An 18,014-nucleotide genomic window follows, 5' to 3' on the forward strand; every position below is an offset into this window, starting at 1 on the left:
TTGTGATCCTCCTTTTATCTTCTGCGTCTTCCTCTCATGAGCAGGAGCCTTAACAGTGTAAGTGCCGAGCTCGCGAGTGCCACAGCATATGTGTCGCCGGCAGCCCAAAGGACTTTCTTGGCAGCTCCGAGCTGGCTGTCAGAGACCCAGCCGAATTCCTTCATAGCCTTAAGGCCTCTTCTGCTCGCATTGCGCTCAATGGGCAGAGTTACCAGATAGAACAGGAATACCACTGAATACAGGACGATGCCTGCCGTGCTTATCCAGTAACCGGCATCCGACATCTCGTAGGTCCTTGCCGCATACATAATGAGGACGCCGATTATAGCGATCCAGACACTTATCTTCGAAGTAAAGCCGGCGGCAGGCGCTATCAGCTGACGGATCTTGTAAAGAGCCATTCCTGATGAGGCCTGGCAGGCGTGACCGCATTCGTGTGCGGCAACTGCGACAGCCGTGATCGAATTCTTTCCGTAGCAGGTGTCCGACAGATTGATAACTTCCTCTTTGGGATTGAAATTATCAGTCAGTTCACCCGGGATATGACCTATCGTAACACCATACACTTCATTGGCGCGGAGCATCTCATTCACGCACGTGTTCGCATCCTTTCCGCTGGATACGGGTACGGTACTGTACTTTTTGACCAGTCTGTTGAGCCTGCCCCTGACGATCAGGCTCCAGATCATGATGCCTATCGCAAACAAATAAAACAATCCGCTGTAGTTTCCCAGATACCAATACATCTGACCGCCTCCTCTTACCGCCTTATTCCAAAAGACCTGATTATTACTATTTTATCACCTTTACGGGAAACGGTATTGCCTCACAACCGCGCTTCTTCTGTATTTGATAATCTTTTCTTTTTGCATAAAATATTTACAAACCAAATATCAAATCGGTTTAAAACAATTACAACTTGTATTGTAGTATGTTACTATATACCTGATCTGCGGATCAGATACAGCAGACACCCATATATTTGTCCTTAGGAGGAATGGGATATATGTTCGAGATAAAGACAAAAACGATGCTCGGCCCGAAGGTCTGGCGTATGGACATCTACGCACCGCTCGTTGCCAGAAGAGCTATGCCCGGTCAGTTCCTGATCGTAAGAGCTGACAAGGACGGAGAGAGGATCCCGCTTACCATCTGCGACTTTGACCGCGATACCGGCATAATCACTATCGTATATCAGACGGTCGGAGCCGAGACCGAACGCATGAGCAGAATGAACGCAGGTGAATGTTTTGCTGACGTGGTCGGTCCTCTGGGCAATCCCTCTGATCTATGCGATCTTTCAATAGAAGAACTCAAGGCGAAGAAGATCGTCTTCATCGCCGGCGGTGTCGGTACGGCACCTGTATATAACCAGCTTAAGTGGCTTCACGACAACGGCGTGGACGTCGACTGCATCCAGGGTGCGAGAACAAAGGAACTCCTCATTTTCGAAGACGAGATGAGATCGGTTACAAAGAATCTCTACTTCGCAACAGATGACGGTTCCTACGGCATCCACGGCAATGTCTGCGTTGCACTCCAGAAGCTTTGGGACGAAGGCATCCGCTACGATCACTGCGTCGTTATCGGACCTGTCATCATGATGAAGTTCGCCTGCCAGCTTACAAAGCAGCTCGGCATCCACACTGTCGTATCCATGAATACCATCATGGTCGACGGCACTGGAATGTGCGGCGCCTGCAGGCTTCTGGTCGGCGGACAGGTCAAGTTTGCATGTGTTGACGGTCCTGAATTCGATGGCCATGAAGTCGATTTCGATCAGGCTCTGCAGCGTTCACGCCTTTATAAGACACAGGAAGGTGAGCTCATGTTAAGGCTCACTGAAGGCGATACCCACAGCGGCGGCTGCGGTATGTGTTCATAAGGGGGATATGAAAATGGAATTTGACGTACTTAAGAAAGTTCCCGTATCAGAGCAGGACCCGCAGGTCCGTGCCACTAACTTCGACGAGGTAAACCTCGGTTATACAAAAGAAGAAGCAGTTCTCGAGGCTTCACGCTGCCTTAACTGCAAGAATGCACGCTGCATGCAGGGCTGCCCTGTATCCATAAACATCCCGGGCTTTATCGCAAAGCTCAAGGATGGCGACGTCGAAGGTGCTTATGAAGTCATCTCGCTGTCTTCTTCCCTTCCCGCTGTCTGCGGCCGTGTATGTCCTCAGGAGACACAGTGTGAAGCACAGTGCATCAGAGGAGTAAAGGGCGAAGCAGTATCCATCGGACGTCTCGAAAGATTCGTTGCCGACACTGCAAAGGATATGGGCATCAAGCCCAAGCTTCCGGCTGACATGGTAAAGAAAGGCAAGAAAGTTGCCGTAATAGGCGCCGGGCCTTCTGGTCTCACATGCGCAGGTGACCTCGCGAAAATGGGTTACGACGTAACTATTTTCGAGGCTCTCCACAAAGCAGGCGGCGTACTCGTTTACGGTATCCCCGAGTTCCGTCTCCCCAAGGATAAGGTCGTTGCAAAAGAGATCGAAAACGTAAAGGAACTGGGTGTAAAGATCGTCACTGACGCCGTCATAGGACGCTCGCTTACCATCGACGATCTTTTCGAAAACGAGGGCTTCTCAGCCGTATTCATCGGCTCAGGCGCAGGTCTTCCCCGCTTCATGAACATCCCCGGAGAGCAGTCACTCGGCGTATTCTCCGCCAACGAATATCTCACGAGATCCAATCTCATGGGCGCTTTCTCACCTGATTCGAGAACACCCATCATGAGAGCAAAGAAAGCTGTCATCGTAGGCGGCGGCAACGTTGCAATGGATGCAGCCCGTACAGCCAAGCGTCTCGGTGCTGAAGTACATGTCGTATACCGCCGTTCGGAAGCTGAGCTCCCTGCACGTGTTGAAGAAGTCCATCATGCAAAAGAAGAAGGCATCATCTTCGACCTTCTCACAAATCCTGTCGAGATCATCGCTGACGAGAACGGCTGGGTAACAGGCTGCAAGTGCATCCGCATGGAACTCGGAGAACCCGATGCCTCCGGCAGAAGATCTCCTGTTCCGGTTGAAGGTTCTGAGTTCACCATCGAGTGCGATGCAGTCATCATGTCACTCGGCACGTCACCTAACCCGCTTATCAAGAAAACAACTTCAGGTCTTGAAGTAAATAAGCGCGGCGGCATCATAGTCAACGAGGCTGAGATGACTTCCCGCGAAGGTGTCTTTGCAGGCGGCGATGCGGTAACGGGAGCTGCAACGGTAATCCTCGCCATGGGCGCCGGCAAATCCGCAGCTAAGGGCATCGACGAATATCTGTCGAAAGGTTAAAAGCAGATCTTTCAGTTCAGATACTTATTCTCGTATTCTTCAATGGAGACGGGCTTACTGTAATAGTAGCCCTGGATTACGTCGCATCCCAAAGATCTTAATTCATCTATCTGGCGCTTGCTCTCGGCACCTTCGGCCAGACACGTGAAGCCCAGTTCCTTTGCAAGGGATATGATGTGTCTTATTACGGAGACGTCTTTGGCGATCATGTTTTCGACGCCTACTTTATCGACAAAACTCTTGTCGATCTTAAGCGTATCAAGAGGCATCTGCGTAAGGAGCGAGAACGAGGAATAGCCTGTTCCGAAGTCGTCCATCGATATGTGGAATCCCCTGTCTCTCAGCTCGTTCAGCACATGGATCATCTGCTCGGTATTATCGTAAGAGGCACTCTCGGTAAGCTCGAAATCAATAAGGTCGTGGTAAACGTTATACGAATCGACGATCTCCGTCAGGTGATCGACGAGGTTCTCATCGTAGAGGCGCTCTCGCGAGAGGTTGACTGATACGGGGTAGAGTATCCTGCCTTCCTTTCTCCACTTTTCGAAAGTCATGCAGACCTTCTTAAGCACGATATCATCGATCTTGCCGATCGATCCGTCGCGCTCGAAGAACGGAATGAATTTGCCGGGATAGAGGAATTCCTTCTTCTTGTAATTCCACCTGATCAGAGCCTCGGCGCCCTTGATCTTCTCGGTCCTGATGTCGAATTTCGGCTGCAGATAAACGACGAACTCATCGTTCTCAACGGCCGTATCGAGATAAGCCTTGATGTAATTACCCCAGAGGATGTCTTCGTGCATCCTGTCCGTAAAGATGACAATGTCAGTCTTGTTGTGATTCGTGCCCAGTTTCTGCGCAAGCTTGCCGGCATCGGCGACTCTGTTGCCCGAGAGGATCGATCTTTGCATCGGAACGACACCGCATCTGTAGTAGATCTTGTAGTTCGGATCCTCTTCCAGGTGTGATAAGTCTTCGAAAAACTCCGTGAGCCTTGCGATCATCTGATCTTCAGGCATGTCCTTGATCATCATCGCGAAATTGTCATTGTGGCATCTGGCGCTGGTATAGACGAAGTCAGATCCGTTCATCGCCTTTACGACATTGCTCAGCACCTTGTTGGCCGCTATGTGGCCATAGACTTCGTTGATGACCCTGAATTCCTTGATATCGAAATGCACGAACGCATAATCCCTGATGCCGTAGTCCATGGGCATCTCCAGGAAAGGCACAAGATGATTCCAGTTGTAGTGTCCCGTGATCGGGTCGATGAATGCCTTGGTATAGAGTTCCTTTTTCCCGAAAGCGTCATATTCGTCTCTTATGATCTCCGCGGCATGATCCGTGTCGACCTGCATCTCGTAGAGGATCCTGATCTTCTTGCCGCTTAAGAAAATGCTTATGACCTCAGGATCTTCCCTGACCGACAGGTCGCAGTAATTCCTGTGGGCATCATCGTCTTCCCTGATCTTTTTGAACATGTCGTTTATCGAACCGATGCTGACCTCGATGTCATTATCGATCTCTATCGAATAGAAAAACGCTTCATCGAGCACGACAGACTTAAGATCTTCAGGATAATCAACGTTCTCATCTTCAGTCCTGAATTCGATGCCGATAACCGGCTTTCCGAGAGACTTCACATAAAAGAGCCCGGGATAGTCGTAAGTGCCGAATCTGTTGGCATAACGTCCGACTTCCTCCGGAATCCTGCCGCCGTAAAAAGCCGCGACAGCATCCTCGTCTGCGTCAACATAATACATGACCCTTTTGGGCTTATATAACTGGTTGAGTTTATTGATGAACATATCCGTACCTCGCGCAGTCTTGTCTTATGCTGATATTATACTATCAATCCGCATTCAAAGGTTGAGATGCCGTTTTTTTAATCAGTTATCTCCGGATCACCGGAGCCACTCGAAGCCATCCTGATTGGTGTCGCCTCATCGTTTATCTTTACCGCCAGAAGACAGCCGTCTTTGATCACCAGAGCCTTGGCTGATGTGCGTATATTTCTTTCCATGTCTCCCCCTTATTGTCGAAAAGAGCCCGCGCTCTTTGAAAGCACGGGCTCTGAAATATCGTTTGCTTAATGTTCTATCAAGCGTTGCAGATGATGGAGAAATCCTCAGCCTTGAGGGAAGCACCACCTACGAGACCGCCGTTGATGTCAGCCTGAGCGAAGAGACCTGCAGCGTTCTTGGCATTGCAGGAACCGCCGTACTGGATCGTGATAGCCTCAGCGCACTTGGGGCAATAGAGCTCAGCGATTACGCCACGGATGAACTTGCAGACTTCCTCAGCCTGCTCATCTGTAGCTGTCTTGCCTGTGCCGATAGCCCAGATAGGCTCATAAGCGATAGTGATCTGGCAGAGCTTGTCAGCAGGGATATCCTTGAAAGCGCCGACGATCTGACCCTTGATCCAGTCGAATGTCTCACCTGCTTCACGCTGAGCAAGAGACTCACCGCAGCAGATGATAGGTCTTACGCCGTACTTGAGGAGTGCAAGAGCCTTCTTGTTGACTGTCTCGTCTGTCTCTGCGTTGTACTCACGTCTCTCGGAGTGGCCGATGATGCAGTAATTTACGCCCATCTTAGCGAGCCAGAGAGGTGAAATCTCGCCTGTGAATGCACCCTTCTCTTCGAAGTGGCAGTTCTGAGCAGCGATCTTGATGTTTGTGTAAGCAGCAGCCTCAACTGCAGCAGCAAGTGCTGTAGCAGGAACGCCGAGAGCGATTCTGTGCTCAGCATTCTTTACGAGGGGCTTGAGCTCTTCGATGAGCTTAACTGCATCTGCAGGAATACCGCAGTTCATCTTCCAGTTGCCTGCAGCAAAGATCCTGCCTGTCTTCTTGTCGTTGAGGCAGTCAATACCGGGGAGAACCTTACCCTCGATGTACTCGAGAGAAGCGCCACCGCCTGTAGAGATGTGAGAAACCTTATCAGCATAGCCGAGCTTCTCGATAGCAGCTGCGGAGTCACCGCCGCCGATGATTGATGTGCAGTCTGCATCAGCGATTGCCTGAGCGATAGCCTTTGTACCAACTGCGAACTTCTCGAACTCGAATACGCCAGCAGGGCCATTCCAGATAACTGTCTTAGCGCCCTTGATAGCCTCAGAGAACTTAGCGATCGTCTCAGGGCCGATGTCGAGGCCCTGCCATCCGTCAGGGATCTCCATTGTGGGAACTACCTTGCTGTTAGCGTTTGCATCGAAAGCATCAGCAACAACTGTATCTGTAGGAAGAAGGAGCTTAACGCCCTTCTCTTCAGCCTTAGCGAGGATCTCCTTAGCGAGGTCAACCTTGTCAGCCTCGAAGAGGGAATCACCGATCTTGCCGCCCTGAGCGCCGATGAATGTATAAGCCATACCACCGCCGATGATGATGGTGTCAGCCTTGTCCAAGAGGTTTGTGATAACGCCGATCTTGTCGGAAACCTTAGCGCCGCCGAGGATGGCAACGAACGGTCTTGCCGGATTATCAAGTGCGCCGCCGATGAAGTCTATCTCCTTCTTGATGAGATAACCGCAAGCGGAAGGCAGGAAGTTTGCAAGACCTGCTGTGGATGCATGAGCACGGTGAGCCGTACCGAATGCGTCGTTTACATAGAGGTCAGCCATGGAAGCGAGCTCTGCAGCGAACTTAGGATCGTTCTTTGTCTCTTCCTTGTGGAAACGGACGTTCTCGAGCATGAGAACTTCACCGTCCTGAAGAGCAGCTGCCTTAGCCTTTGCATCTTCACCGATAACGTCAGCAGCCAGAGTAACGGGCTGGCCGAGAAGCTCTGCGAGACGGTCTGCTGCGGGCTTCATGGAGAACTTAGCCTCAGGTCCGTTCTTCGGACGGCCGAGGTGTGATACGAGGATAACCTTTGCCTTGTTGTCTACGAGATACTTGATCGTAGGGAGGGCACCCTTGATACGCTTGTCATCTGTGATCTTTGTGCCTGTTTCCTTGTCGAGCGGTACGTTAAAGTCAACGCGGACTATAACTCTCTTGCCGGCTACGTCTAAATCTTCGACGCTTTTCTTGTCATACATTGCCATGGATTGTCACACTCCTGATTCATTATTTTGTGTTTTGGGAAGCACCCGTAAATGAGCGCCTCTTATTTACTGACTTGAAGATTATACTATCTTCGCGCGATAGATAAAAGCAATAAAAAAGGCGAGTTTGGCGAATATTTTGCCAAACCCGCTCTTATTTGCGCTTAAATCAACCTAGTGAAAATTATTTCTTGCCCAGGAGCACCACGATCTCGTGTATCTTGAACACCTTCTGGCCGTCGACATGGAACCTGTAGAGCTCGCCGTCCTTGTCGTAGATCTCGAAATGTTTGCCGTAGGAAGCGACAAGTCCTCTCATCGTGTCGATCTCGAAGACCTTGCGCTCGAAAGGCGCACTCGAATCGAGCACCCTGTCCTTGTATTTTTTCATCGGCTTGCCCTTCTTGTAAGGGATTCCTTCCTCTGCAGGACAGTCTGTGCCGTAGTAGATGATCTCCTTATCGGTGATGGTGACCCTTCCCTTTCCCGTTTTCGCGAAAGTAAACCTGTCGAAAATCTTGAAGAGGTCGGCATTCATCTCCATCTTGAATCCGCCGGCGTCGAGCTGCTCCTTTATGAGTCCCTTCTCCCATTCGGTCCACTTATGGAGATCGTCGAAAACGACGCACTGCGGGTCGACCTTCTCGATGAGACCCGTGGGAAGATATCTGGCCGCGTTGCCGCAGTTGGAGCACTGTATCATGTCGTGCTTTCCGGAATTCATATACTGCATCGTATACTCGGAACCGCACTTCGGGCAGGCGTAAGCAATGTTCTGAAGACCTGCCGCGAGCTTCCTGCTCTTGTATGTCCTGGGATTCTCGCGGATCCAGTCGTTCTCGTTGTAATCGACTCCATCGAGGATCTTCTGCTGGAGCTCTTCGATCGACAGCTGCTTTACCTCGTCAGAATAGATCTTCTTTACGAACTCGGCGCTGATCCTGCCCTTGCGCATGCCGGATCTGGACCATCTCGGCCATGCCATGTAGGCGCCGTGGATGTGTGCGATATAGACGGATGCGCCGGCCTTTTTCGCAAGCCTTGCGACGCCGTCATCAAATCCTATGGACTTGCCGTCGACGTGCCTCGTTGCCTCGGGATATACGATGATGACACCGTTTCTCTTCATGACGCGCATCATGGCCTTGACCGCAGCCGTATCAACCACGAACTGCTTCTTGGGGATGGCGCCGCCCAGCTTGAACCAGTGCCCCCAGCCGGGAGCTCTGAATACGAATTCACCTGTTACGAAATTTGCAGGTCTTGCCTTGGTCAGACGGTTGATGACGATCGGATCAAAGTAAGACTCATGATTGGAGACGACGATGATGGGACCCTCATGCTTAACAAACTCCATGTCGGGTTTGACCTTGATGTGGGCGTAAGCACATACCAACGGCACAATTATGTGTGAACCGACAAATCCAAACCAGAATTTGCTCGGCACGCATCCTATGTCATAATCACGCGGCGCCTTGGAACGGGAGGCCGCATTACTGGTGTTTTCCTGCATCTCGTTACTCCGTATTAATTATGTTACCCCGGAAATTATTTTGATTACCGAAGTAATTGCGTGAGTATTATACAACATTTCGCCGTCAGGTGCTTACTGTATCTTTATTTCGCAGAGTCTTCCGCTACTTTTTCCTCTGCGCCGTCCTTCTTTATCTCGCCTCCGTCCCTGATGACGATGACCTTTCCGTCTTCCGCAGCGCTCCCCTGAGCGATCAGCGCCTCAGGATCTGATGTCTCTACCGCATCGATTATCGCAACGCGTCCCGGCTTTACGACGCCGTCGAGCATTGCTTCGGAGAAACGGTCCTCGACCATGGAAGTGATGACTCTTCTGAGCGGCCTTGCGCCGTACTGCGGGTCGTAGCCCTTCTTTGCCAGGAGTTCCTTCGCGCTGTCTGTGAGCACGATGTCCATGCCGAGATCCCTGATCCTTGAACCGACCTGCTTCATGAGGATGTCTACGATCCTGATGAGGGAATCCTTGCCGAGCATACGGAAGAATATGATGTCATCCACACGGTTTACGAATTCGGGCGAGAATGTCTTCTTGAGTTCGTCCAGAACGAGCTTCTTTGCCTCGTCGTAAGACTTGCCGCCGTAGAGGCCCTCTCTCGAGAGTTCGTCCTTGTCGCTCTCATCTGCCATCGCAAAACCGATCTTCCTGCCTTCGCTTCCGACCAGCATCCTTGCTCCGATGTTGGATGTCATGATGATTATCGTGTTCTTGAAGTCGACCGTTCTTCCGTGACCGTCCGTAAGACGGCCGTCGTCCAGAACCTGGAGCATGGTGTTGAATATCTCGGGATGTGCCTTCTCGATCTCATCGAAAAGAACGACTGAATAAGGATGTCTCCTTACAGCCTCGGTGAGCTGGCCGCCCTCATCGTATCCGACATATCCCGGAGGAGCACCGATAAGTCTTGCGACATCGTGCTTTTCGCCGTACTCGGACATATCGATCCTGACGAGCGCATTCTCATTGCCGAACATTACTTCCGCGAGTGCCTTTGCAAGCTCGGTCTTACCTACACCTGTCGTACCGAGGAAGATAAACGAGCCGGAAGGCCTCTTCTCATCCTTGAGACCCAGTCTTCCTCTGCGGATGGCCTTTGAAATGGCATGAACAGCCTCATCCTGACCGACGACTCTCTTTGTGAGCTCGGCTTCAAGGTTCTTTAGCTTCTCGGCATCGGACTCGGTGATCTTCGTTACCGGGATTCCCGTCCATTTCGCTAAGACAACGGCAACATCATCAACCGTGAGAGTGCCCGTAAAGCCTTCCTCGTCGGGCTTTACCTTATCCTGCAGGAGCACGAGTCTGTTCCTGATCTTCTCCTCTTCTTCCTTGAGAGTCTGTGCCGCCTCGAAATCCTGGCGCTCGACAGCCTCCTTCTTCTTTGCGACAACATCCGCTATCTCCCTCTCGAGATCTCCTCTTGCCTTGGAGAGCGCATAGTTGATCCTCTTTGCGGCGGCTGCCTCATCGACGAGGTCGATGGCCTTGTCAGGCAGGAACCTGTCAGAGACATATCTTGCCGAGAGTCTTACCGACTGCTCGAGGACGTCATCCGGGATGTGGACCTTGTGATGCTCTTCGTATTTGCTCCTTAAGCCCTTCATTATCGCTATCGCATCCTCAACGGAAGGCTCTTCGACCAATACCTTCTGGAATCTTCTCTCGAGAGCATGATCCTTTTCTATGAACTTCGTATATTCGTCGAGCGTCGTTGCACCAATTACCTGGAGCTCGTTTTTTGTAAGGAGCGGCTTCATTATGTTTGCAGCATCCATCGAACCGCCGGAGGATTCGCCTGCTCCGACCAGCGTGTGGATCTCGTCGATGAACAGAATGACATTGGGATCTGCGACCGCCTCATCGAGCATGCTCTTGATACGGTCCTCGAATTCGCCCCTGTACTTTGAGCCTGCGACCATCGAACCCATCTCGACGCTGTAAACGACCTTGCCCTTGATGACGTCAGGAACGTCGTTCTCGGCGATCATGAGAGCGAGACCTTCTGCTATCGCGGTCTTGCCGACACCCGGATCGCCTACGAGGCACGGATTGTTCTTTGTGCGCCTGATGAGTATCTGCATTACTCTGGCGATCTCCTCCTCACGGCCTATTACCGGATCGATCTTGCCCTGCTTGGCGAGCTCTGTCAGGTTCTTGCCGTACTTGTCGAGCGTCTTGTGTCCGGTCTTTCCCGATCCCTTGCCTGAAGGTTTGCGGGGACCTGCAGACGGACCTGCTGAAGGACCGCCCGAAGGTCTGTCGGAATCGTCATCACCGCTGTCCATGAATGGGCCGTTTCCGTTCTTTGCCTCTTCGGCCTGCTCATTGAAGATGCTGATGATGGAATCCCTTATGCCTTCAAGATCACACCCTGCGGCCTCAAGGCAGCTGAAGATCTCCGGATGATTGGATATCTTGCGTGACAGGATAACGAAAAGAAGGTGCTCAGGATTTACCGCTCCGCCAAAGCCAGTCCTTCTGGACAGTTCAGCGGCATTCGCGAAGATCCTCCTGACGTCGATCCTTAGATTTGAAAATGCCCTGTCGGCACGCATCTTGATAGCGGCCTCGTCTATCTCGTATTCGCCGTCGACTCCGAGACGTTCCAATACTATCGACATGTCCTGGATGTTGTCGTTCAGAACCTCGCGTGCAGGCGTATCAGTTACGCACAGCGCAGAAAAAAGTATGGTGTCACGTATGAGGGAAGTATGCTTCTCCTCAGCGATAAGGCTCGCCGTAACGAGCACTTTTGCAGTATCTTCAGTTATTCTCATTTCTATCAACTCCCTTCAGGATCTTTCTTATTCCATTCGCCCTGTATTTCTGTGATGCCGTGCTCTGGCCCGACTTTCTGTTCGGTGCGCCCGGCTCCCACAGGATATCCATCGTAAGCTTGTCTATGGTATTCCAGGAGATCTTTATCTCACCCGAATCGTCATGGTCATGGTAGAGCCTGATCCATGAAAGCGCCTGGAGCGCCTCTCCCCTGGAGATCATGTTCGCGTATCTCAGAGTGCCGTATGATCTTCCGTAGTTATCCTCCGCCTGTTCCTTCCTGCTGGAGATAAGTTCTTCACGGCAGGCTCTCTCCGCTTTGATAACATCCGCGATGAGCATCTCGCCCCTTCTGAGGAGCTCTTCCTCGGTAACGCCCAAAGTGTTGACGCTCGCGATGATATAGACATCGGAATCAGCGGTCTCGCCCCTCTCGGAGAACGGATACAATGTCCATTCATACTGTCTTACACGCTGCGACAGCGCCGTTATGCCGCTCTCCGTTTTCGAAAGAGCAGGGATGGCGACCGTATAGAGGATCTTCAGACCCGTTCCGGCGAGCCTGACATTCGAAGTAAGGAATCCGTAATTTCCGGAGAATGCGATATCGAGCTTTTTCTCGAGATCAACCGCCAGCATCTCAGCCTTTTTGTATACGCTTATGTCGTGACCCTGTGCCTGTGCCTTTATCGTCAGATGTTCGCCGCATCCCACGGTTATCGAGAGGCTCGCATCGTCATTGTAGTAGAATGCCTTTCTCTCAGGATTAGCCAACTGGCTCGCCTCGCGGCCCAGGAGCTGGAGTCTCGTGAGCTTCAATACGGTATTCCTGTCGAGATCGGCAGCGCATCCGCCAATGTATGTGTCCTTATCAACGGCTCCGTCAATAGTATCCATCAGGCTCCGGCAGTCTTTGTCATCCAGCCTCGGCATGAAGTTGTATCCTTTTATGTTCCTGACGATGCACGCTTTTGTCGAGAGGACAACGTCGTTGTCCGCACCTTCCGTTGTATACCACTCAGCCATTGCTGCCACCGTCCTTTCTGCCTTTGAGTTCGTCTCTGAGCTTTGACGCAAGGATATATTCCTCAGCATCAGCCGCGAGCTTTATGCCTTTCTCGAGTTCTTCGTCCGAGAGCATTCCGAGGTCTGCCTTCATAAGTTTTTCGATAGTCAGTCCCGAAGCGTGTTCTTTCTTCGTTTCTGCGGGACCCGGTACGGGCGCTGCCGCAGGTCCCTCATCGGGTGAAGCTCCTTCAGCCGGGATCTGTTTCCTTACTGCCGCCGGAGATTCCGTTACGGTGCCTGCAGACTGTGAGGGAAGACGTCCGGTGTACTCGCTGTTGCCCTGCTGCTTGAACATCTCCCTGATGATATTCTCATTAAAGGTGTTGTAGCATTCGATGCATCCGACATGTCCTTCGTTCTCGAATTCCTTCAGAGTCATCCCGCATTTCGGACATGTAAGCGTACTGTTGCCGAAATCTATCTCATTCTTGGCCATCTCCCTGAATGTCGAAGCTATCGCATCGAGCTCGACAAACGGATTGTCCAGGAATTCCGAAGGTCCTCTGTAGAAACCTGCGTTCTTTGCACACTGCTCACACAGGACAGTACCGTTTATCGTAAACATGGTATTGGTCAGTTCCCTGCCGCATCTTTCACATCTCATTTATCTTTCTCCTTTACCGGAATTCTTTATCTCAAGTAACCATCAGTCCCAGGAGCGCATGCTTGAAGATATCCGCCCTTAAGACCGCCCTTATGTCCGAATCGACTCTGGCAAGCGCCCTGTCGGATACCGCTGCCATGATCGCCGTTCCTTCCTTTGAAGTCATGGCGCCGACAGACACCGCGTTCATCAGAAGGTTCTTCGCCTGCTGCTGCGAGAGGTCGTCTCCCACGCTGTCGATTATCGCCTTCAGGTATTCTGCGGGACCGACGTGACTTACACGCGTGATCGTGATCTGTCCTCCGCCGCCTCTCCTGCTTTCGACTATATATCCGCTTCCGCCCGAAAACCTTGTAGACAGCACATAAGTGATCTGAGACGGCACGCAGTTCGCCTGCTCAGCCAGCTGGCTCCTGCAGATCGTAGCCGTTCCGTCATTCTCGTCGACCATATCCTTGATCATCTGTTCTATAACATCAACCAGTCTAGCCACAAGATCATCCTCCTTCCGCTTGTTATCAGAGCTGCTTTGCAATTTGCTCTTTCCTGACTTTGACTTTGACTTTCTTTGACTAATGAAATTATGGTACTGTTCCGGTCATTTGTCAACCCGCGGAAACAACTTCCTGTGTTTTGCCGCACCTGAAAGTCAAAAAAGTCCTCCGCCGTTCCCTGCGGTCCGTATTCAGATCTCAGAAAATATTCAGGTTGCTTTAAGGTTTAGTTAAAGTTCGGATGCAATAATGTCATCAGAAAAGATTTGTTTCTTCATAACAGCCCCCAAAAACGAAAACCCGGACCGGAAGTGTCTGGGTTTTCTGTTTTTCCGTTCCGCAACATCCTGCTTTGCATATGTTGTTTAATCAACGGAGTGGTCTGACATTACTGATTGTCCGGCTCCAGGTCGCACAGGATAATAAAACCATAAGACATGGAGTCATCAGACAAGGAGGACAGAACAATGAAGAACACAAAAAGAAACGGACTTAACATGGAACAGCTCGATACCGTTTCCGGCGGGAATCTCGGCATGACCGCGAGCGACAGTAAATTCTTCCAGGATATAGGCATAATGAGCGAATCTTACAGCGCATCGGGACTGATGTTCAGCTGGGAATCCGGCTCTGCAAAAGTCGATGAAGCATGGGCACAGTTCGGAATCACATGCGTTTCGGCTCCCATACTCAACAATACCTATTACTACCGCGGCAGAAAGATAAGCAGATATGACGCATTGATGCTGGTTATGAAGAAGACAGGGAATAACCTGGATATCAATAAGTACTGGAGCGATCCCAACGACTGAGCTGTCAGCCGTTAAATAATGCAGTTCCGGAGGCAACAGACTAATCCCTTTCCGCCCCAAACAAACGAAGAGGCTGCCCCACAACACGTGAGACAACCTCTCGTTAATCATTTGAATCAGTTCAGATCAAGGATTCGTGCAGTAACCAGACTTATCGAAATTATAGTCCTTGCCGTCGATCTTCCAGGTCTCGTTCTTTGCATACCAGCCGTTCGAGTCGCCATACCACCAGCCCTTGGAATCTTTCTTCCAGGAAGCCTTGTATGTGTATGTCCACTTGCCGTCTGAATCAAGCCGGTAACCGCCGCAGTATTCATTTGCCGCCATCGCTCCGTTTGACTTGAAGAAATAGTACACTCCGCCTATCTCTTTCCAGCCTGTCACCATGGCGCCGGAACCGGCAAAGTAATACCACGTGCCGCCGATCTGCTGCCAGCCGGTCTTCATCTTTCCGTTGCTTCCGAAGTAGTACCAGCTCCCGCTTATCTGCTTCCAACCCGTGGTCATCTTTCCGTTAGTTCCGAAGTAATACCAGGCACCGCTTATCTCTTGCCAACCGGTAACCATAGCTCCGGATGTCTTTAATAAATACCATGCTCCGCCGTCATTTTGCCAGCCTGTGAGCATGACACCGATTTCATCGAAGAAATACCATTTGCTGTCTATCTGCTGCCAGCCTGTCATGATATTTCCGTCCTGATCCAAGTAGATCCACATATCTTCACCGGTCAGATTCCATCCCTGTCCGGCATAATGGACCGTGTATTTCCCCGTTATATCTTTGAAAAAGCCTGATTCCTTAACAGGGTTCTTGTCAAGATTCCATTTAAATAAGGTAATTGCATCGAAGGAAAGTGCTGACCCTGAATAGCAGATATCTGTCAGATTATTGCATCTTTCAAAACATTTATTGTTTGCCGACTTGAGGCCTGCATTGACATAAACACTTCTCAGTTTTCCACAGTCTTTTACACTTACATATTCACAATAAGCCGGAAGACGAAGCTGTGTAAGGCTCGCACAGTAGTCGACATCGATTATTGAAGCTTTGCGCGGGAATTTGACTTCTTCCAAACCGGCACATTGATGAATACTTACTCTGCCTGCATTGCAGGAAGTAAGATCTGCCTTCTTAAGATCACCGGAAAGACCGATATCCAGCCAGTATACAGAGTATTTCGAAAGGAATTCAAAAGAATCAATGCTCTCCAGGTTCTCCAGCCAAAGTGCATCGATCTTCACACCTTCAGGGAAAACTATATTCTCTCCGCTCAATTTCGGGAGATTGACTATGTCGTAGGAATAGTTATCGGGAGCATTGAGGAACGTCAGCTTAGTTGCATTGCAGACACGATCGTAATCACCCCAGAGAAAACTCGTACCGATCTGGATATAGCAGCCTTCTTTGACACCGGTCATATCAACAGTAACCGTTTTAACTTCAGCCAGGATGGATTCATTGAGCATGCTTAAAGAAACCTGGTAAACAGTATCTCCATATATGACCATATCCCTGATCTTCAACTCGCCGTTTGAATACAGTTCGTATTTATATTCGCCTTCATCTCCCGATTCGATCAATGCCGAATCTGCAGATACGGCATTACCGGTCAGGACCGTAACGGAGAAAACGGTTGCCACCATAACCAATAACCTGATCATTGTTCCGGCAAATCTGTCTGTGCTTTTTCTGATCGCTGAGATTCCCATGCAATTCCTCCCAAAGATTACTGCTGCACCTGAAGTGCATGGAATCGTGCAGCTTTTCGTCAAATCCGCACGAAAAAGTGAACTTGAATAACGCGGCCCCGGAAGTGCAGACAGTTATCCGGAATCTAATCTTACTTTTTAAGATAATTCCGGCAAAAGCTTTGTTTCTTCTCTTTACCTGTGATACAGCTTCTTTGTCTCGTAAACAGGCTCACACGTAAGGTTGATGCCGAGTTTATGGAACATGTTGAGGTCAACAGAACTCATCATGGTGGTTGAGTGAGCATCGCTGTTAACGAGATTTCCGATCTGCTGCATGGCAAGTTCCGCTACAGGGTTTGTGGTAGCACTGATAGCGAGCGCAATGAGGACTTCATCAGTATGAAGTCTCGGATTGTGGTTGCCCATGTGATTGATCTTAAGATCAGAGATAGGCTCGATAACATTAGGTGAAATGAGCGGAATGTCATGAGAGATCCCGGCGAGCACCTTAAGAGCATTAAGGAGAGCTGCGGATGCAGGTCCCAAAAGCGGAGTGGTCTTGCCTGTAACGATCTGGCCGTCCGGAAGTTCCAGTGCAACTGCCGGAGCACCTGTTGATTCAGCGCGGACAAGAGCTGATCCGATAACGCGGCGTGAAGTAATGTCAATGCCGCTCTTCTTCATGAGGAATTCTATCTTGGTTACGTCAGAACCGTCTGAAAGACCGGCGCGAGCAGCCATCTTGGCTTCGTAATATCTTCTTACGATCTCCTGACGGGAAGCTTCCTGGCATGCCTCGTCATCGACGATCGCAAAGCCTGCCATGTTGACGCCCATGTCCGTAGGTGACTTGTAGGGGCTCTCGCCGTAGATCTTCTCGAAAATGGCATTTACAACGGGGAAGATCTCAACGTCTCTGTTGTAATTTACCGTGGTCTTTCCGTATGCCTCAAGGTGGAAAGGATCGATCATGTTTACGTCCGCAAGGTCAGCCGTAGCTGCCTCATATGCAACATTTACGGGATGCTGGAGCGGGATCGACCAGATAGGGAATGTCTCGAACTTCGCATAACCGGCCTTGATGCCGCGCTTGTTCTCGTGATAGAGCTGTGAGAGGCATGTGGCCATCTTTCCGGAACCCGGACCGGGAGCAGTTACGACGACGAGCTTGCGTGAAGTCTCGATATAATCGTTCTTGCCGTAGCCTTCCTCACTAACGATAAGCGGGATGTCGGAAGGATATCCTACGATGGGGTAATGTCTGTATGACTTGACTCCCAGACCCCTGAGCCTTGCTTCGAACTTCTCTGCCAAAGGCTGACCTGCGAACTGGGTAATAACAACGCTTCCCACATAAAGGCCGAATTCCGTGAATGCATCGATGAGACGAAGAACTTCCTGATCGTAAGTGATGCCCAGGTCTCCTCTTCTCTTGTTCTTCTCAATGGCATCGGCATTGATCGCGATAACGATCTCCGCATCTTCGGAAAGCGCCTTGAGCATCCTGATCTTGCTGTCAGGCTCAAAGCCGGGCAATACTCTGGAAGCATGATAATCGTCGAATAATTTGCCGCCGAATTCGAGATAGAGCTTGCCGCCGAATTTCTCGACGCGCTCTCTGATGTGCTCGCTCTGGAGCTCTACATATTTGTCATTGGAAAAACCGATCTTAAACATATAACAACGACCCCC

General features: G+C 50.5%; 14 protein-coding genes. 3 read left to right on the plus strand and 11 right to left on the minus strand.

The features are described 5' to 3' along the window. Positions 1 to 14 precede the first annotated feature (14 nt). Positions 15 to 746 (minus strand): zinc metallopeptidase, encoded by a 732-nt coding sequence (locus BO18_RS22640; protein ID WP_034449853.1) that lies wholly within the window; start codon positions 744 to 746, stop codon positions 15 to 17. A gap of 260 nt (positions 747 to 1,006) precedes the next feature. Here BO18_RS22640 and BO18_RS22645 point away from each other — a divergent pair, with 260 nt between their 5' ends. Both BO18_RS22645 and gltA read left to right on the plus strand, forming a co-directional pair. After that, entirely contained in the window at positions 1,007 to 1,885 is an 879-nt protein-coding gene (locus BO18_RS22645) for a sulfide/dihydroorotate dehydrogenase-like FAD/NAD-binding protein (protein ID WP_034449855.1), read from the plus strand. A 13-nt stretch (positions 1,886 to 1,898) separates the two neighbouring features. Continuing rightward, positions 1,899 to 3,293, plus strand: coding sequence for an NADPH-dependent glutamate synthase (gltA, locus tag BO18_RS22650; RefSeq protein ID WP_034449857.1), 1,395 nt, complete (start codon positions 1,899 to 1,901; stop codon positions 3,291 to 3,293). Between the two features lie 11 nt (positions 3,294 to 3,304). On the opposite strand, the gene BO18_RS22655 is transcribed toward gltA, so the two are convergent. The 8 genes from BO18_RS22655 to BO18_RS22685 all read right to left on the minus strand — a co-directional run bounded on the left by BO18_RS22655 (position 3,305) and on the right by BO18_RS22685 (position 13,817). Beyond that, positions 3,305 to 5,101 carry a putative bifunctional diguanylate cyclase/phosphodiesterase gene (locus BO18_RS22655; RefSeq protein WP_051689068.1) on the minus strand — a complete coding sequence of 599 codons (1,797 nt, stop codon included), beginning with the start codon at positions 5,099 to 5,101 and terminating at the stop codon, positions 3,305 to 3,307. Between the two features lie 77 nt (positions 5,102 to 5,178). Then, positions 5,179 to 5,316 (minus strand): hypothetical protein, encoded by a 138-nt coding sequence (locus tag BO18_RS35040; RefSeq protein ID WP_185752552.1) that lies wholly within the window; start codon positions 5,314 to 5,316, stop codon positions 5,179 to 5,181. 77 nt (positions 5,317 to 5,393) lie between these two features. Beyond that, positions 5,394 to 7,337, minus strand: a complete 1,944-nt coding sequence (gene tpiA, locus BO18_RS22660) for a triose-phosphate isomerase (protein WP_334291235.1) — start codon at positions 7,335 to 7,337, stop codon at positions 5,394 to 5,396. Between the two features lie 190 nt (positions 7,338 to 7,527). Then, positions 7,528 to 8,856 (minus strand): lysophospholipid acyltransferase family protein, encoded by a 1,329-nt coding sequence (locus tag BO18_RS22665; RefSeq protein WP_034449860.1) that lies wholly within the window; start codon positions 8,854 to 8,856, stop codon positions 7,528 to 7,530. A gap of 104 nt (positions 8,857 to 8,960) precedes the next feature. Beyond that, complete coding sequence (locus BO18_RS22670; protein ID WP_051689069.1) at positions 8,961 to 11,651, minus strand: ATP-dependent Clp protease ATP-binding subunit; 2,691 nt, start codon at positions 11,649 to 11,651, stop codon at positions 8,961 to 8,963. Then, entirely contained in the window at positions 11,638 to 12,678 is a 1,041-nt protein-coding gene (locus tag BO18_RS22675) for a hypothetical protein (protein WP_034449862.1), read from the minus strand. Before BO18_RS22675 ends, BO18_RS22670 begins: the two co-directional genes overlap by 14 nt. Next, complete coding sequence (locus tag BO18_RS22680; RefSeq protein ID WP_034449864.1) at positions 12,671 to 13,324, minus strand: hypothetical protein; 654 nt, start codon at positions 13,322 to 13,324, stop codon at positions 12,671 to 12,673. The genes BO18_RS22675 and BO18_RS22680 overlap by 8 nt, the downstream gene beginning before the upstream one ends. A gap of 31 nt (positions 13,325 to 13,355) precedes the next feature. Continuing rightward, the gene (locus tag BO18_RS22685) at positions 13,356 to 13,817 is read right to left on the minus strand and encodes a CtsR family transcriptional regulator (protein ID WP_034449865.1); all 462 of its coding nucleotides are present in this window, start codon (positions 13,815 to 13,817) and stop codon (positions 13,356 to 13,358) included. Positions 13,818 to 14,285: 468 nt separating this feature from the next. Here BO18_RS22685 and BO18_RS22690 point away from each other — a divergent pair, with 468 nt between their 5' ends. After that, positions 14,286 to 14,630, plus strand: a complete 345-nt coding sequence (locus tag BO18_RS22690) for a hypothetical protein (protein WP_034449867.1) — start codon at positions 14,286 to 14,288, stop codon at positions 14,628 to 14,630. A 126-nt stretch (positions 14,631 to 14,756) separates the two neighbouring features. Here BO18_RS22690 and BO18_RS33370 read toward each other — a convergent pair whose 3' ends face one another. Both BO18_RS33370 and BO18_RS22700 read right to left on the minus strand, forming a co-directional pair. Beyond that, positions 14,757 to 16,340 carry a hypothetical protein gene (locus BO18_RS33370; RefSeq protein WP_051689070.1) on the minus strand — a complete coding sequence of 528 codons (1,584 nt, stop codon included), beginning with the start codon at positions 16,338 to 16,340 and terminating at the stop codon, positions 14,757 to 14,759. Positions 16,341 to 16,514: 174 nt separating this feature from the next. Continuing rightward, positions 16,515 to 17,999: a DUF1846 domain-containing protein gene (locus tag BO18_RS22700; protein ID WP_034449869.1), complete on the minus strand. Its 1,485-nt coding sequence runs from the start codon at positions 17,997 to 17,999 to the stop codon at positions 16,515 to 16,517. Positions 18,000 to 18,014 lie beyond the last annotated feature (15 nt).

The sequence above is a fragment of the Butyrivibrio sp. AE2032 genome, from assembly GCF_000702965.1.